General features: G+C 50.7%; 14 protein-coding genes. 9 read left to right on the top strand and 5 right to left on the bottom strand.

Features of this window, described 5'->3' with window-relative positions; all coding sequences use genetic code 11:
- Position 1 precedes the first annotated feature (1 nt).
- A complete protein-coding gene (locus tag JMJ16_RS30950; protein WP_201387876.1) occupies positions 2–376 on the top strand; it encodes a PleD family two-component system response regulator in 375 nt (124 codons plus the stop codon).
- Positions 377–496: 120 nt separating this feature from the next.
- Here JMJ16_RS30950 and JMJ16_RS30955 read toward each other — a convergent pair whose 3' ends face one another.
- The 4 genes from JMJ16_RS30955 to JMJ16_RS30970 all read right to left on the bottom strand — a co-directional run bounded on the left by JMJ16_RS30955 (position 497) and on the right by JMJ16_RS30970 (position 4658).
- Positions 497–1261 (bottom strand): DUF3995 domain-containing protein, encoded by a 765-nt coding sequence (locus JMJ16_RS30955; RefSeq protein ID WP_201387878.1) that lies wholly within the window; start codon positions 1259–1261, stop codon positions 497–499.
- 233 nt (positions 1262–1494) lie between these two features.
- Positions 1495–2154 (bottom strand): response regulator transcription factor, encoded by a 660-nt coding sequence (locus JMJ16_RS30960; RefSeq protein ID WP_305068298.1) that lies wholly within the window; start codon positions 2152–2154, stop codon positions 1495–1497.
- A gap of 32 nt (positions 2155–2186) precedes the next feature.
- Positions 2187–3638: a sensor histidine kinase gene (locus JMJ16_RS30965; RefSeq protein ID WP_236601747.1), complete on the bottom strand. Its 1452-nt coding sequence runs from the start codon at positions 3636–3638 to the stop codon at positions 2187–2189.
- A 195-nt stretch (positions 3639–3833) separates the two neighbouring features.
- Complete coding sequence (locus JMJ16_RS30970; protein ID WP_201387880.1) at positions 3834–4658, bottom strand: DUF3995 domain-containing protein; 825 nt, start codon at positions 4656–4658, stop codon at positions 3834–3836.
- Positions 4659–4708: 50 nt separating this feature from the next.
- Between JMJ16_RS30970 and JMJ16_RS30975 the strand changes: the two genes are divergently transcribed.
- From JMJ16_RS30975 to JMJ16_RS30985, 3 genes are all read left to right on the top strand, one after another.
- Positions 4709–6031, top strand: coding sequence for an RNA-guided endonuclease TnpB family protein (locus tag JMJ16_RS30975; RefSeq protein WP_201387882.1), 1323 nt, complete (start codon positions 4709–4711; stop codon positions 6029–6031).
- A 511-nt stretch (positions 6032–6542) separates the two neighbouring features.
- A complete protein-coding gene (locus tag JMJ16_RS30980; RefSeq protein WP_201387884.1) occupies positions 6543–7469 on the top strand; it encodes an SWIM zinc finger family protein in 927 nt (308 codons plus the stop codon).
- Positions 7470–7679: 210 nt separating this feature from the next.
- Complete coding sequence (locus tag JMJ16_RS30985; RefSeq protein ID WP_201387886.1) at positions 7680–8339, top strand: RNA polymerase sigma factor; 660 nt, start codon at positions 7680–7682, stop codon at positions 8337–8339.
- Positions 8340–9710: 1371 nt separating this feature from the next.
- Here the strand turns inward: JMJ16_RS30985 and JMJ16_RS30990 are convergent.
- Positions 9711–9914 carry a helix-turn-helix domain-containing protein gene (locus JMJ16_RS30990; protein WP_201387888.1) on the bottom strand — a complete coding sequence of 68 codons (204 nt, stop codon included), beginning with the start codon at positions 9912–9914 and terminating at the stop codon, positions 9711–9713.
- A 347-nt stretch (positions 9915–10261) separates the two neighbouring features.
- Between JMJ16_RS30990 and JMJ16_RS30995 the strand changes: the two genes are divergently transcribed.
- From JMJ16_RS30995 to JMJ16_RS31015, 5 genes are all read left to right on the top strand, one after another.
- Positions 10262–10699, top strand: coding sequence for a hypothetical protein (locus tag JMJ16_RS30995; protein ID WP_201387890.1), 438 nt, complete (start codon positions 10262–10264; stop codon positions 10697–10699).
- 21 nt (positions 10700–10720) lie between these two features.
- Positions 10721–11419 carry a hypothetical protein gene (locus JMJ16_RS31000; RefSeq protein WP_201387892.1) on the top strand — a complete coding sequence of 233 codons (699 nt, stop codon included), beginning with the start codon at positions 10721–10723 and terminating at the stop codon, positions 11417–11419.
- A 2-nt stretch (positions 11420–11421) separates the two neighbouring features.
- On the top strand, positions 11422–11667 hold the full coding sequence (locus JMJ16_RS31005; RefSeq protein ID WP_201387894.1) for a hypothetical protein: 246 nt from the start codon (positions 11422–11424) through the stop codon (positions 11665–11667).
- A gap of 143 nt (positions 11668–11810) precedes the next feature.
- Entirely contained in the window at positions 11811–13466 is a 1656-nt protein-coding gene (locus JMJ16_RS31010) for a recombinase family protein (protein WP_201387896.1), read from the top strand.
- A complete protein-coding gene (locus tag JMJ16_RS31015) occupies positions 13463–15037 on the top strand; it encodes a hypothetical protein (protein ID WP_201387898.1) in 1575 nt (524 codons plus the stop codon). Before JMJ16_RS31010 ends, JMJ16_RS31015 begins: the two co-directional genes overlap by 4 nt.
- Positions 15038–15039 lie beyond the last annotated feature (2 nt).

The following is a 15039-nucleotide window of genomic DNA, read 5'->3' on the forward strand; positions in this document are numbered from 1 at the left end:
GATGCCGCATACAACGCAACGTATTCTCATCGTGGATGATGACCCGGATATTCTCGAGTTCCTCCACATCATCCTGGAAGAGGAGGGCTATGAGGTGATGACGACAGACAAAGGGGACTTCCTCATGCAACTGCACAACGGCGAACTTCCCCACCTTATTGTCCTGGATGTCTTGCTTTCAGGCAAAGATGGGCGCGATATTGTGCGATGGCTGAAGAGCCAACAGGAGACTCGAATGATTCCCGTCCTGATGTTCTCGGCGCATCCTAGTGCTGAGCAAACAGTACGGCAAGCGGGAGCGGATGATTTCCTGGCCAAGCCCTTCAACATTGAGGCATTCCTGGCAAAAGTCGCTCACCTCACCTGCTGCGCTTAGAGGCCGGGGCCGAAGAACAACAGTCCTTCGCTGGTCATCTGTCCGATGTATATTGTAGGTAACTGGCAGAAGCTAATGGGTGGCCAGCGTGCTAGCCAGGAATGTAAAGTGGGTGGGTGTTTATCGACTACTTTTACCATCGTTTATCTTACTTTCACCCAGATTGTCTCTTTCTTCGCGTCTCTGAACCACTATGCTAGCTGGCTCGCCGTCTCGTGTCTGGGCATCGTGCCCGCTACAGCTCGCCAGCCAGGCCACCATTATGAATAGAATGCCCTCGATCGTCCAATTTAATCCGCCAGCAGTAATATATGTCCAGAAGTGGCCTGCATGGATATTGAGAAAAGCAGCAATAAAGTAGCTAAACCCGTAGAGGATCATCCCAATACCGAAGGTCCAGGTTGCAAAGGTCACCAACCAGCTTGGAATATTCTGGTTGCGAGGTCGCATAAAAGCAATGGGAACACTGAGAGCGCTGACAGCAAGGCTGAATACTATCAACATACTATCGTGCCTGATCACACCGGTCAGCGCAAAGAAGAACAGACTTGTATATGCGTATATAAGGGTTATAATCTGCATTCGGCTCTGGCTGATACGCTTTCCTCCCCATATCAGGGCGAGAGGGAACAGAGCCAGGACAGCAAACACCATAACATCTACGGTCCAACTGAGAATATACGAGGCAGGATTTTCGGCAAACTGACGTTGGAGTTCCTGTGCTGACCCAGAAGCCAGAAGCCAGGTGCCTCCAAAGGCCCAGTAGGCGTGTTCTAAGGCAAACAGCAGTGCCCAGGCACACGCAGCGTAGCCTGTCCACACGATCCGCCGTGATGGCAAAGAAGAATGATTTGATAACGACATGTTGTTATGTCCGGTTTTCATAATGCACCCTTTCGTCTCTGCCCGCTATCGACAGAAGGGGTAAATTGAAATCTCATGCCATCCTGGTGAGCCCTTTTCCACAAAAACACTGTCCGCGTGAGCAGAAGAATGCCGGAGCGCCGGACCAGGATCACATGTGTTTGTTCTAGAGAGAGCATACAGCAGGAGTGGTATTTTGTGATGCATCAGATGGCCTGTTTAGAGCAAGACATTTGGCGTAGTGCTCGTCACAGTCAATCGCGATGGATGAGCCCTTGTTGCCAGGCAAAGACAGCGGCCTGCGTGCGATCCATCAGATGGAGCTTCGAGAGAATATTACTCAGGTGCCCTTTGACAGTCTTCTCGCTGATGATGAGGCGCGCGGCAATCTCAGTATTGGAGAGACCGCCAGCGATCAGACGCAGAACTTCAAGCTCGCGCTCGCTCAGTTCGACAAAAGGATTGGGAGCCTCGCTTCTGGTGCCACGCAGTTCGCGCACCACGCGCGCGGCCACACGGGGATGCAGCACAGATTCACCGCGTACTGCCTTGCGCGCGACCTCCACTAGCTCGTCGGGAGGGATACTTTTGAGGATATAGGAGAGCGCGCCGGCTCGCAGCGCTGGGAAGATATGCTCATCGTCGTGGAAAGAGGTGAGCACGATGATCTGAGAATGCGGACTTACCTGTTTGAGGCGGCGCGTAGCTTCCACACCACCCATGCCAGGCATCATCAGGTCCATAAGGATAACATCGGGGACCAGTTCTGCAGCCAAACGCACCGCGTCCTCTCCCGATTCGGCCTCACCGACTACGTTGCAGTCAGGCTGAATAGCGAAAAACGCGCGGATGCCTTCGCGTACAATGGCGTGATCATCGGCGATAAGGATAGTAATCAGTTCTGTTTCCGGCATGTTGTCTTTCTCCTGAAAAGAGTCACCTGCTCTTAGGAAGCATCTTTCTCTGTTTGTGGACACCAGACGATAATAGTTGTGCCCTGCCCTTTGTTACTCTGGATGTCGAGATGCCCACCAAGGGCCTGGACCCGCTCGCGTATGGAGGAGAGGCCAACGCCTCGTTGTTCTCTGTTGTGTACGTTAAAACCGCAGCCATTATCATTGATCGCGAGTGTCACAACCGTAGCGCAGGTCAGATGGAGCTTCACGAGCGATGCCTGGCTATGGCGTGCGACGTTTGCCAGTCCTTCCTGCGCGATCCGAAAGAAGGCGTTCTCAACCTCCAGCGATGTTGCTATGTCTCCATCCACCTTTAGCTCAACAAGGATGCCCGTCTGTTCCTGCCAGGAATGGGTATATTCCTGTAGGGCTTGCGCCAGGCTTCTATCCTCCAGATCAACGGGGCGCAATTCGCGAATGAGCGTCATCAGTTCGCGCTGGGTCTGGCGGACCAAAACTTCTGCTTTGAGCAAATGTGCCTGCGCGGCCTGTTCATCATGTCTCATTAGAGCCTTTGTGGTGCTTACATGCAAAGAAACCGCGAAAATCTGTTGCTTGACACTATCGTGCAGGTCGCGAGCCAGGCGATTGCGCTCTTCTACAGTTGCCAGATCCTGACGCATCCTGAGCAACTGCTGCAATTGCTGAGCCATATGATTGAGGCGGTGTGCCAACTGTCCCACTTCGTCGCGAGAGGGATCGCTGACAAAAGTGGAGAAATCGCCCAGGCTCCAGCCTTCGACGGCTGCCGCGATTTGCTGAAGTCGGCGGACCAGGCCGCGGGCTGTGACGGCACCGAACGCCAGGCCAATCACTCCCGCGCCAAGAAAGAAGATGGCGGCACTCACCCCGAAGAACAGGAGGAAAGTAAGCACATTCTCCCAGGAAAAGCGCACATAGTGCCCACTGACGACCAATATACCCTGAGTGGTTGTTCCTTCCAGTAGCGGAGCGACGACATACTCCCCACCCTGCTCAAAAGAGGTGCGGAGCAACGCGCTCTGAGGAGAGGATGGAGAAGCATGGGAGGAGAGCAATCCTCGGGCGTCTTGCTGAACGCTGGCTGGTAACGCTGAACGCAGATCATATCCAGGAACAGGGGCGTGATCCCCGGCGGCTACAATCACGCGTCCTTGTGTGTCAACGGCAGCTATATAGCCCTGAAAGGCAGGATTACTTTCCTGGAGCAGTTCCCAAGCCGCTTGTAACTGCTGTTGGTAGGCAACTCTCGTCGTGGGAAATGTTGGACCCGCGATGCGTGCGAGGAGTTGTGCGTGGTGTTCAAGAGTCTCTCTGTCTTGAGAGAGAGTCACCCCAACGCCTATCAGAGTGACGAGCAGTTCAAGCAAACACAAGACGATGACACAAGTTATCAAATACGAGATCGTTAATTTCCATTGCAAGCGATGGAACCGCTTCAGCACAAAGGTTGGGAACTTCACTGTTATCTTCTCTCTCCAGGCAGGTCATTCAGATGGCTACGCTCGTCAGGATATGCATCCATGCTTATTGGAATGGATATGCTGCACTCCACACGAATAATGGTACCTCAGAACTACCGATCTGTCATGCGGTGGCGTTCTGGCAAGAATATGAAATGGCATCTTCTTTTTTTCGGTCTCCCCACTCACCAGACTTTAGCGCTCGTCGAGCGAGTGGCGTGCCAGCCAGGCGAGGGCACAGAATAGGATGCCTCCGAGCAGAAACCACGAGCCCCAGATGAGGTTTTGATTGATAAACTGCTGTACTGTGAGCGGAGCTTGTGTGGCAGGAGCACCTATCATAAGGTGTTCCTGTTGCCAGCTAATCATGCCTGACACTGCCAATCCCTGTAGGATCCCGCCGTAGAGTTCATGAACTATCAGAATCACACCACCGAGCCAAGCAAGCAGAAGCAACAGCCAGCGCGGAATGAAGCGCCCCCAGGGCTGGATCAGTGATAGCGAGATTGCCGCCCCGAACGCACAGAGGGCACCGGGAGCTATGATCCATGCAAAGCCATTTATGGTAAAGCAGTAGACTACATAGGCCGTCATAGCCACTACTCCTACTGTGGTTGCACTGCGTTGCATACTGTGGGACATCCTCTCGCCTTGCATGCGAAACAACGCGATGAGCCCACCCAGGATGCACAGCATGCCAACAGTCACGACCCAGGCGAAGATGACTCCACTACCAGTAGCAGGGCCGTTCTCCAGATGTATATTGCCATTAGGGACGGTGAGTACTCCCGTAGTGGCGGCCTCGATCCCCCAATAGAAGTGAGCGAGGGAGAAGAGCAACGACCAGGCACATGCGGCGTACCCAAACCATGTAGCAGAGCGTCTCGGCTTGCTAATCTCCGAAGCGCCTGAGATAGTATTCACCTCATCCGTGCCAGGATGCCCCCGTCTTTCAAGCGGGGGAGGAATGGCACGTTCCTTTTGGGGAGAAAGCGAGGGGAAAGCACATGCATCTTTCATTTCATTCATCTCCTTTGACATGCTGTTGAATAGTTTGTTATACTTCATCTATGAAAACGGTATTTACAGCGAAAATCAAACTCCAGACGACACCGGCGCAGTTCAACGCCTTGCGCACGACTCAGCTTGCCTATCGCGATGCTCTCAATTACGTGAGTCGCTATGCCTACGCCCATGGCAAGATGAGCAATGCCGTTCGTTTGCAAGAGGGAACCTATGATGAGATCCGTCTCCGTTTTCATCTCCCTTCGCAAATGGCCTGTTCCGTCCCTCGTCAAGTTGGGGCCACCTACAAGTCCTTGTGGACGAAAGTCAAGCAGAACGCTCAGGCTCGACAGGCAGGATGGACCAGGAAACGCTACAAAGGGTTGGATCAGGCTCCCACCTATGTCTCTCCCACTCTGACTTACCAGTACCGTAAAGATTACAGCTTCAAGAAAGAGCAGCAGGTGAGCGTGTTGACCCTTGCCGGACGAATCGTCGTTGCCTATACCGGCTATGACCAGCATGTCTCCCTGATCCACCATGACGCCCAGATCGGGGCTGCCAAGCTCTGGTATGACAAGCCCAAGAAACAGTTTTACTTGCTCGTCTCGTTCGAGATCGAAACCGCCGATCCCACTCCAGAAATCCATAAGCAGGTGGTGGGCGTCGACGTGGGAATGCGCTACCTTGCCGTCACTTCCGATACCACAGGACGCCCTCGCTTCTATTCGGGGAAACGTCTGGTTCCCAGGTCTCATCATTACGCGCGACTGAGAAAGCGTCTTCAGCACAAAGGCACTCGTTCCGCTACCCGCAGGCTCCTGCAGGTGAGCGGGCGAGAGAGACGGTTGAAGCAAGATGCCAATCATGTCGTCTCCAAGAGGATTGTTGAGGCTCATCCTTCCAGTCTGATTGGATTGGAACAGCTGGCAGATATCCGAGAGCGGACGAAGCGCAAGCGAGGCAAGAAGGCCAGTCACAAGCAGCGCAAAGCCAATGCTGCCTACTCCAAGTGGTCCTTTGCCGAGCTTCACGCGCTGATTGCCTACAAAGCCCGCCTCAACAAGAGCATGGCCATCAAAGTAGACGCCAACTATACCAGTCAGGCGTGTCCCCGCTGTGGACATACCAGTCCCAAGAACCGGCTAGGCAAGGGTCTGGTGTTTGTCTGTCAGAACTGTGAGCACACCCTGCATGCCGATCTGGTGGGTGCGAGAAACCTTGCCATGCGAACGTTGCTCATCCGACAAGATTGGATGAGCACGGGGCAGTTGTCAGTTGCCCTTGATGTGTCGGATAGTGAAGCCAAAGCAGCACGCCTCAAAAGGTATGCTGAGTTGCGGTGGAATCCAGACACAAGCCCCCGTACTTCAGTCGGGGGTGTCTGACTATTGTATTCATCCTTTCTGAATAACATAAAGACAACATCCCGTCGTTACGTCGATAACACGCTTACGCGCTCGTCTGGTCTCATCTTTGCCAGGTAGTATGTCCAGCTTTCTTGTTCATCAGGCTGTTCTTCTGAACACGTTGCCTCTGCATTCGTTCACATGCCAAGCATACTCCAAGAGGGGAGTTTAGTGATGCGTCAAATGCCCTGTTGAGAGCAAGACATTTGATCTGCTATCATGAAGCGTTACTCTTGGAGAATCTGAACTTGTCCCTCTTTCATGGAGATATGGAATGCGTGTATACTTGCCATGAAAGAGGGACAAGATGAAAAAAGCCAAAAGAGCCTTTACGCCTAAGTACAAACGAGAAGTGTTCGTTAGTAGGGTGGGCGATGGCCTCAATGCAAGCTGAAGCTCTGGTTGAGAACGCCTTGCGGTGTGCGGATGTTTTCACCGCAATCGAAGATGTGGAGACTTCTCAGAACATTTAGGAAGGTAGAGTAAGAAGATGCCCAGGCGCAGATCAATTTATGGCAGCAGGCCATACCGCTATGATGACGACGATGAAGGATACTCTGGCTACGGATGGCGCTCTACCACTCCTATACGCAGTGAGCAGGGCATTAAGGCGAGGAGCAAGCGTGGGCAGATCGGGACCCACTGGTGGTCAAAACGCTGGCTTGAGACGCTAGAGGCCCTGGGAATAGGGTCACGCCTGGCCCGTGGGCGCAGCTATGCCCGCTCGGGCCAGGTGCTCGCGCTCGAAGTAAAGGCGGGCTGTGTGATGGCAAGCGTGCAGGGAAGTTCTCCCCGTCCCTATAAAGTGGCGATTTATCTCTCTCCCCTCAGTGACCAGGATTGGGAGCATATTCTTGACATCATGGCGCAAGACGCCTTGCTGGCGGCGCGCCTGCTCTCAGGAGAGATGCCCCAGGAGATCGAGGCGCTTTTTGTACGTGAGCGGATCTCGCTCTTCCCCGAAGTAAGCGATGATCTGAGCACAAGTTGTTCCTGTCCAGACCCGGCCAATCCCTGCAAGCATATCGCGGCGGTCTACTATTTACTGGCAGAGCGGTTTGATAGCGATCCCTTCATGTTATTTACCCTGCGCGGGCGTAGCAAGAAAGCGGTCGGGGAGGCGTTACAGCAGCGCCGCAGCCAGGTGGAAGAACTCTCTCAGGCTGAGGATTTTCTCCTGGCTGCGCAAGCCACACCACTTCAGCCGCTAGAAGAACGCCTTGATACATTCTGGCAAGAGGGCGAGGAGCTTGAAGATTTCGCGCCCCGTCCAGCTCAATTGCCAGGTCCCAGCCCCATGTTGCGCGAGCTGGGAGATGCTCCCTATACCGTCGTGGGCGAGAATCTCACCAACTGGTTTGAACGCATCTATGTGAAGGTTGCTCAGTATGCGCGCGACCGATTGGAGAACGAATAAGCAGGAAAAGAGGGGGAGGTGTGACAGGTTGAACGAATGAGCCGATTGGCACGAAATTGTGAAGTAGTTCACTGTAAAAATGTGAAAAGTCAGGAATAATAACTCACAGGGTGCTTGACCCTGGACGAAATGATGTGGGGAAGGGGCAATTTGGTATTGGTCTCAATATATGAATAAGCGTCAATATAATTCTTGATTCGAAACAAACATATGGCAACTTGCATTGTAGAAGGTAGAGGCCTAGAGCACAGCATCATCGCTGATGCGCGAGGGACGATGAACGCGGTATTCAATGAGCCTCAACTTGTCGAGGAGGCGTGTCAGGGGTCTATTCCAGCCTTTGAGACTCTGGTAATGTACTATGAGCCTAAGATTCGGCGGATGCTCTATGGCATGACTCACGATGAGCAATTAACCCAGGATCTCTGTCAGGAGACGTTTTTAGCGGTTTACCGTGCTTTACCACGTATGAGTGGGGCCGATTTACGCTTTGCTCCCTGGTTGTATCGCATTGCGCTCAATCAATTGCGGAGTGAATGGCGGCGTAAGAAGCATGTAACGGTAGTCTCGCTTGCTTCGTCTGTAGATTATGATGAAGAATCTGGTGAGGGGAATCTTGAAGATGCGGCTCTCATGGCTCCTCGTTTTGAGGACAATGTTGTGGAAATGGATATGGTCAGGCGCGTCCTGGCGCGTTTGCCATCCAATTCCGCGCTCTACCTGCTGCTTGATGCTGAGGGCTTCTCCTACAGTGAGATAGCGGATATGATGCAAGATACGTTGGCAGCGGTGCGCAGTCGCCTTTCGCGTGCACGCCATGCCTTCCAACGCCTGTATGCTGGTCTCGATCAGGATTCTACAATCACATGATTCCCCTCTTGATTTTTACACAGCTAGCCAAGAAAGACATACGCAAAGCACAGCTAGCATTAGGCCATAAGTCGATAGAGGTTACAGCTAAGCATTATGTGTTAGACGAGCTAGAGGTAGGACAGACAGACAGCCTCTACTAGCCCCTGCTCTCATTAGCATAGCCTCCTCTCTCACATCATGAGCAGGGGGCTTTATCATGCCCATAACACAGCCTGTAATGCGTGATGAGGTCGTGAGGCCGCATTTTCCCTCTTACACACCTTTGGTGAAACGATGCTTGTCTGCTTCGATCCAGTTTTGGAGACGTCTCATCATGCCAATCATGCGACATACTGGCCTGGGACTGCGTTAAATAGAGAAAGAGTCCCTTGCTCCCACTTGGAAAGGAAACATCATGCACAACCTCTCCTCCTGTCAGCGGCCCTTCGCCATCAGAAATATGGGGTCAGCGAATATGGTCTCTTTAGCTTTTCTCGGTTTGTATATCTGCAGTATATTCTTTAATATGCTAGGTTACTCCTATTGGGGAGATAACCTGGATAACATGATGAACAATATTCAAGATGCATATCGTACTGGAAATTTGTACCTTGATGACATTGGCACCTGGTTCATCACCATATTCTTCTATGCTCCTGTGATGATATTCAATATCATATCTCTCATAAACTCTCTTTTGAACATTTCTCAGAACAGACCCAGAGCCGTCTGGGCATGTATCCTCCTGGGAGCCAATATTCTGACAGTAGGGGGGGTGTTCCTGTTGATAGGGCGGCCATTCTGCCAAGCAGTACCCCAAGAAGGCAGTGCCGACGTGGGATGTATCGTCTCCGTTTCTCCTGCAGATCGTTGGCTCATCATTCCTACCGTTCTCGCTGCCTATGTGGTAGGAGTAGGTTGCTTGATAGCTGTAGGGGTAGTGATGGTGGTGTCCCAGCGGGCCTCTCGGCGTTGGATCCGGAGAACAACTGATGAAAGGTAGAAGTCGAGCTGCCCATTCCCTTTTTCTCGACAAAACAAGCGCACACCTTTTCACCAAAGGTATGTAAGAATCTTAAGCCGTGTCTTCTGCACTTGGCTCCAGCAGTTTCATAAGCCCCTGGCTAAAGATACCAGTATGTATTTTTATGCCTCATCACATAGCATCTCATTATGCATATATACCATTATTAGATACCCCCTCTACGCAAGAAAGGCCCTTTTTATCATCAGGAGGGTGATTATACCACTCCTATAATTTAAGGCCCCTAAAATCGTGTTATAGAGACAAATAGCAATCTCTATGTGATATGTAAGGCTGTAGAGGGCAAAAAATAGAGGTGCCTAGAGCAGACACCCCTTGATAAGACCAGGAAATAAAAATATGGGCTAGTTGCCTCTATCCCTTTGACGTTTCTCGATAAAGTCTAATAATGCTACCTTAGCTATTCTGTACTCCCTCTTGCCTATGGGGATGCTTGCCAGTTCTCCAGAATTTACCCAATTACGTACAGTCTTAATATCTACCCTCATAATATCTGCTACCTCTTTAGCGGTTAGCATATCGGGATAGTTTTGCAAATAGTTTTCCATCGGCGTCTTTCCTCAACACACGGCTATTTATCCCATTATAGCCTTACGAGCATCCCTAGTCAACACACACCCTCTCTACGTATCTCTAGCCCTATTTTACCACTTCAAACCCTTGTAAAGTATCTCTCTAGCCTGTTATACTTTTCTCTGGAGGATACTATAGCTGCAAACAGGCAGCAAGAGAGAGGAGGTGATAAAAAAAGAAAGCTCCCTCGTGTCTAGACCACACGAGAGAGCCAGTGTGAGACACCTTTTAAACCGTCGTTAGTAGGCTTTAGGGCTATCTCTATATGCATTTTCGCATGGATAGCCCTATAGGTCAAGACAAAAGAAAGATAGGGCTTTTCATGGATGCACACAACAAAGTACGCTATCTTGCAGAGATAGCACGTCAATACCCTACCCTGTTTTCTCTCCTGCATAGTGCTCCTACTGACTTTTTTTGCATCATTGATGAGGAGGAGCTAGAGTTTCTGGAGAGAGAGCTAGCGTCTTTTGTCGCCCTGGCAGAGGAGAAAGAAAAGCGTTCCTCTCTCAAGCTGGCTGATATGTTCCCCCCTCCTCTCCCATCTCCTGATGATCAGGCTATACCTCCCTATGGGGATAATTTTATCCCTGCTATCCCTGTAGCTCCTGAGAGCATGACACATATTGTAGAGCGCCCCCACCCTACCTGCCCATGTCACGAGGATAAAGAGCTTATCTCCCAGATAGAGAAAGCCTACCTTGCTGGCGAAGTGACACCACAGGAAGCAACCAACATTATAGCTGGAAAGACTTTCTAGAAAGGGAGGGAGAGCAGCAATATGTATAGATCAGTAAGGGACCTCAAAGGGCAAGAGGTAAAGACGAGTAAGGGCAAGGACAAGCTAGAGGCCCGTTCCCTCTCTCGCAATGGCTGTGTAGCCCGTGATGAATGGTATGACGATGATGGGGACCCCCGTGTCGTGCTTGTCCCCCGTGTGAAAGGGCATAGTAGCCAGGGCGGTAGACAGATCAGGCAGAATAGCCAGGATAAGCGCAAACCCACATCTAGAGAGCGTGCATACCCTGTCTATGATACTGGAGAAACAGAGGGGCAGGAGGCCCGCCCCCATCATAATAACGCCCTCCTCATCATAGGGGCTGGTATGGCTGGTACATTGCTCCTCCTCTGGCTACTGGTTATGGTCGTAATTCCCTGGTGGAATGGCCTACAAACACAGTGGCATTATGGGGACAGTCACGTATCACACTACGATTTAGGGGAGCATCATTTTCTAGGGGAGGTGTATAGGGGCTTTGTCACGGTCTACGATATCCCACAGGGCCACCCGGAAAAGTCCCGTGTGTTTATGCTTCAGAGTGCGACTGATAATGCTGTCGTCCAGTTTGAAATCAGGGATGCCAATAGCGACGGTATACCAGATATCACGGTAGGCACTGAGGGGAGTAGCATAGGTGTCACGCTCTATAGCTATAAAGATGGGAGCTTTAGCCAACAGCCACCACAGGAGGGCAAATAATAATGATCATCTTACATCTCCCCTTTGACCTAGAGCACCCCGCCCTACAAGCTGGCTATGCCAGTGCTAGGCATCCACAGTTTCAGGAAGATAAACCAAAGAATGATATAGACCTTGTAAGGCTGGTAAGGGATATATGCGAAGACGACCCCGCTACCCTTGCCTATCATGTTGGCTTTATTATCGGCCTCTTTGCTGTCCCTTATGTAGAGCAGGGAGAGCAGGGGGGCGATAAGCCCACTAGTTAGACCATAAAGCCCTGCTAGACACATCAGAAAATGCCTAGCAGGGCATTTCTAGCCTCACTGCCACGCATATGCACACGAGAAATAGAGTGATTACTAGTAGAGCCTCTGAGAGATTAAGAGAGAGCTAGGAAAAGGAAAAAGAAATGAGCATAGCAGATTTCGACAAAGCAAAAAGCATGGAAGAGAGAATTAGAAAAGGCCTCCCCATTAGGGCGGCTATCTATTGTCGTGTATCGACTGAGGCACAAGAGGAGGATGGGGCTAGCCTAGATGTACAGGAAGAACAATGTAGAGAGTATGCAGTAGAGCATGGTTTTCTAGTGGTAGAGGTGTTTAGGGAACAATTTACAGGTGCTAAATATAGAGAAAGAAAAAAGCTTTCTAAAATGAGAGAGATGTATAGAGAAGGGGAGATAGATGCTGTTATCTTTAGGACATTTGATAGACTTTCAAGAAAACAGTCTCAATTCTCATGGCTCATTGAAGAGATGGAGGAACATAATGTAGAGATTCACTGTGTTAAGGAGCAGCTTGATAAAAGCCCGAGGGGTGAATTTATGAGGAGTGCTTACGCATTCGTTGCAGAGGTAGAACGCGAAAAGACACGGGATAGGACTGATACAGGCAAAAGACAAAAGGCAAAAACTAGCATCATTCCGTCTTACAAGCCCATGTTTGGGTATAGCTTCAATGAAGACAGGACAGCATATTACACAAATGAAAAAGAGGCAGAAGTAATATGCGAAATGTTCAGGCGTTTTGTCGCAGGTCAAAGCGTGCGCTCTATCACTGTGGATTTAAACGAAAAAAAGATTCCTACCCCCTTAGGAAAGGGGATATGGCATACAATGCAAGTAACAAAAATTTTACGTAATACTTGGTACATAGGAAAGGCGTATCAATTTAGGTATGATACAACTAATGGTACTAAAGTTTTACGTCCTATTGAGGAACAAATTTTGCTGCCAGAGGGTGTCGTGCCTGTTATCATCGATGATGAAACCTTTCAAGCGGCACAGCAACAGCTTGAAATAAATAAACAAGAGGCAGCCAGGAAAAATCCGCATCCAGAAGCATATCTATTGAGGTCAGGATTTCTTATCTGTGGTTATTGTGGAGGACATCTCTTTGGTCGGGGCTTTGATCCGTATATTAGCAAAAAAGACATGTTAGATCCTGAAGCTGCAAGGCTAAGGAAAGCTCGGTATGGATGCGGAAAACGCATACGAAACAAAGAGGCTTGCCCGGGCGTTACTATTAATGCGAGCATTATAGATGTGGCTGTATGGGAGGTTGTAGGAGAAATTATCAAGGATTTCTCATTAGTGCAAGAAGCAATGGAGGCTGTTAAGAAACAATATAACGGCCAGGCAGATCTAAAGGCGATAAAAAACAGCCTTGCCACAGCACAGGAGACACAAAAAAATCTTGTCGAGGATCTAACAAATCCCCTTATCAGAGGGACGGCTAGAACCCTTGTAATTGAGGAGCTGGGCAAGCTAGAGAAGCACATAGAGAAATTGCATGCAGACTTACATGAGGTCGAAAAGGATCAAAAAGACTGGCTAGCTATGGAAGCTGAAAGAGAGGCTTTTATCAAATGGTGTCTGGAATACAAAGATACCTATCCTAAAGCTGACTATAAAGAAAAGCGTAGAGCATTACGCCAATTAGGGATAGTAGCAGTAGCGTATAGAGAGAGTGATCCTAATCACGAGAGATACGAAATCAGGGTGCAAGTCCCACGGATAGCTAGCGTGATTGGGAAATGCTGGTCTCGATCAGGAAGGAAATCATGAAGGACGGTAGGCCCAGTGTTGTGGATGGGAGTCAGGTGCCTTGCCCCTGGAGTAAGGACTGCGAGCGCCTGGCAGATGTTTTGGATGGAGAATGGATCTCTGAATTTGAATTGGTACATGATGGCGATGTAGATGCGCAGCTTCTGCAGCATCTTCGTGCGCATCTTCCTCATTGTGCCTCCTGTCGCGAAACCCTGAAGCAGGCCCGGCGTACGCGTGAGCTTGGGCGAGGTATGTTGCGCGAATATTTAGCGCGCGCAGAGCAAGAAGTTCCCTCAACGGTTGATAACATTCTCCAGGTCGTGCGTGCCGAGTCACGCCAGCAGGCGAAGGGCGCTCCCATAGCTCAGCCTCCTCATTTATTGCCAGCGAAGTCTGCGCAGCCGACTGTCCCTGATCTTCCCTTTCCTGCTCCTTCCAGGCGTCGATCTTTCAACAAGGCATTAGCCCTGGTTGCGGTTGCCGCGGTGATCATTCTTTCCTTTGGGCTCTTTAGCCGCCTGGCCTGGCTGCGTACGGGAGCACTCCAGAGCACATCCAATACCTCATCCGCTACTCAAACCGTAGACAATGGTGTGGTATTGCCACCCGCTCCCGCACCCAACTTGAGCTTCTCCAGCGACTGGTCTTCGGCTGTCGCACTTGTAGCACAGAGTGGGAAGCAGCAGATTGCGGTCTTCGACCCGCTCAGTGGCAAACAGCGTGTAATAACAAGCACAAGTTGTGATAATGCCCAGGCAGACGCAATCGCGCATAGCGGCAAGAATATGCTTTATCATTGTTACGATGGGCAATACACTGTCTATCGCCTCTTGACGGGCCAGGCCTATCGGCTTGAAGGAGGGCGGCGCAGTAGCGATGGTGAATATAACGCGGTCTGGTCGACGGATGATCGCTACCTTTTCGCTATGACGCCTCGCGCTCTGATGCGTATCGATGTTGTTCACAACAAAGTCGAGCACCTGCCTTACGGTATTAGCGCTACACGTTTGCTTTTTTATTATCAAGATAATTTGTACTTCTCTCTGGTGCAAGGAGGGAGTACGCAACTCAAGCGCATTGACCTGGTGAGCGGCGCGCAACAGGTGGTAGTGCAATCCACTGCGGAGCGGCCACAATTCTGGCTCCGACCAGATGGTCAGGCTATTTACTACACATCGGCTACTGCTGGCCAGGTTGGCATATATGCCGTAGGAATTGATGGTGGAAGCAGCTATCTCTTCTCACAGGACCAGGGGCTGGTGGGCTTCGACCAGGATAATACTCCTATGACCATACGCAATATTCAGGGGCAATGGCAACTGGTCAAAATTGACGTTGTCACCCAGCAGGTGAAGGCGCGCATCCAGGATGTTGCTCCAGGGGCCAGTGCTATTCCATTCGAAAATGTGCTTCTCTCCCCCTATGCGCATTATCTTCTCACCGGCGGCCAGTATGCCAGTAACACACAGCGTTACTGGCTAAGTGATCTTACCACTGGTGGGGCGCAGGAAGTGTTCCCGTGGTCGCAACAGGCCAACCCCTCCACAGTGTCTTCCACCTGGCTGGGCTGGAGTAAAATGCAGCCATGAGG

Source organism: Ktedonobacter sp. SOSP1-52, from assembly GCF_016587395.1.

Coding starts and splice junctions, on each gene's coding strand:
- JMJ16_RS30980 (WP_201387884.1), top strand. CDS start 6,543: ATGCCCAGGCGCAGATCAATTTATGGCAGCAGGCCATACCGCTATGAT.
- JMJ16_RS30955 (WP_201387878.1), bottom strand. CDS start 1,261: ATGAAAACCGGACATAACAACATGTCGTTATCAAATCATTCTTCTTTG.
- JMJ16_RS30970 (WP_201387880.1), bottom strand. CDS start 4,658: ATGAAAGATGCATGTGCTTTCCCCTCGCTTTCTCCCCAAAAGGAACGT.
- JMJ16_RS31015 (WP_201387898.1), top strand. CDS start 13,463: ATGAAGGACGGTAGGCCCAGTGTTGTGGATGGGAGTCAGGTGCCTTGC.
- JMJ16_RS30975 (WP_201387882.1), top strand. CDS start 4,709: ATGAAAACGGTATTTACAGCGAAAATCAAACTCCAGACGACACCGGCG.
- JMJ16_RS31005 (WP_201387894.1), top strand. CDS start 11,422: ATGATCATCTTACATCTCCCCTTTGACCTAGAGCACCCCGCCCTACAA.
- JMJ16_RS30960 (WP_305068298.1), bottom strand. CDS start 2,154: ATGCCGGAAACAGAACTGATTACTATCCTTATCGCCGATGATCACGCC.
- JMJ16_RS30950 (WP_201387876.1), top strand. CDS start 2: ATGCCGCATACAACGCAACGTATTCTCATCGTGGATGATGACCCGGAT.
- JMJ16_RS30985 (WP_201387886.1), top strand. CDS start 7,680: ATGGCAACTTGCATTGTAGAAGGTAGAGGCCTAGAGCACAGCATCATC.
- JMJ16_RS31010 (WP_201387896.1), top strand. CDS start 11,811: ATGAGCATAGCAGATTTCGACAAAGCAAAAAGCATGGAAGAGAGAATT.
- JMJ16_RS31000 (WP_201387892.1), top strand. CDS start 10,721: ATGTATAGATCAGTAAGGGACCTCAAAGGGCAAGAGGTAAAGACGAGT.
- JMJ16_RS30990 (WP_201387888.1), bottom strand. CDS start 9,914: ATGGAAAACTATTTGCAAAACTATCCCGATATGCTAACCGCTAAAGAG.
- JMJ16_RS30995 (WP_201387890.1), top strand. CDS start 10,262: ATGGATGCACACAACAAAGTACGCTATCTTGCAGAGATAGCACGTCAA.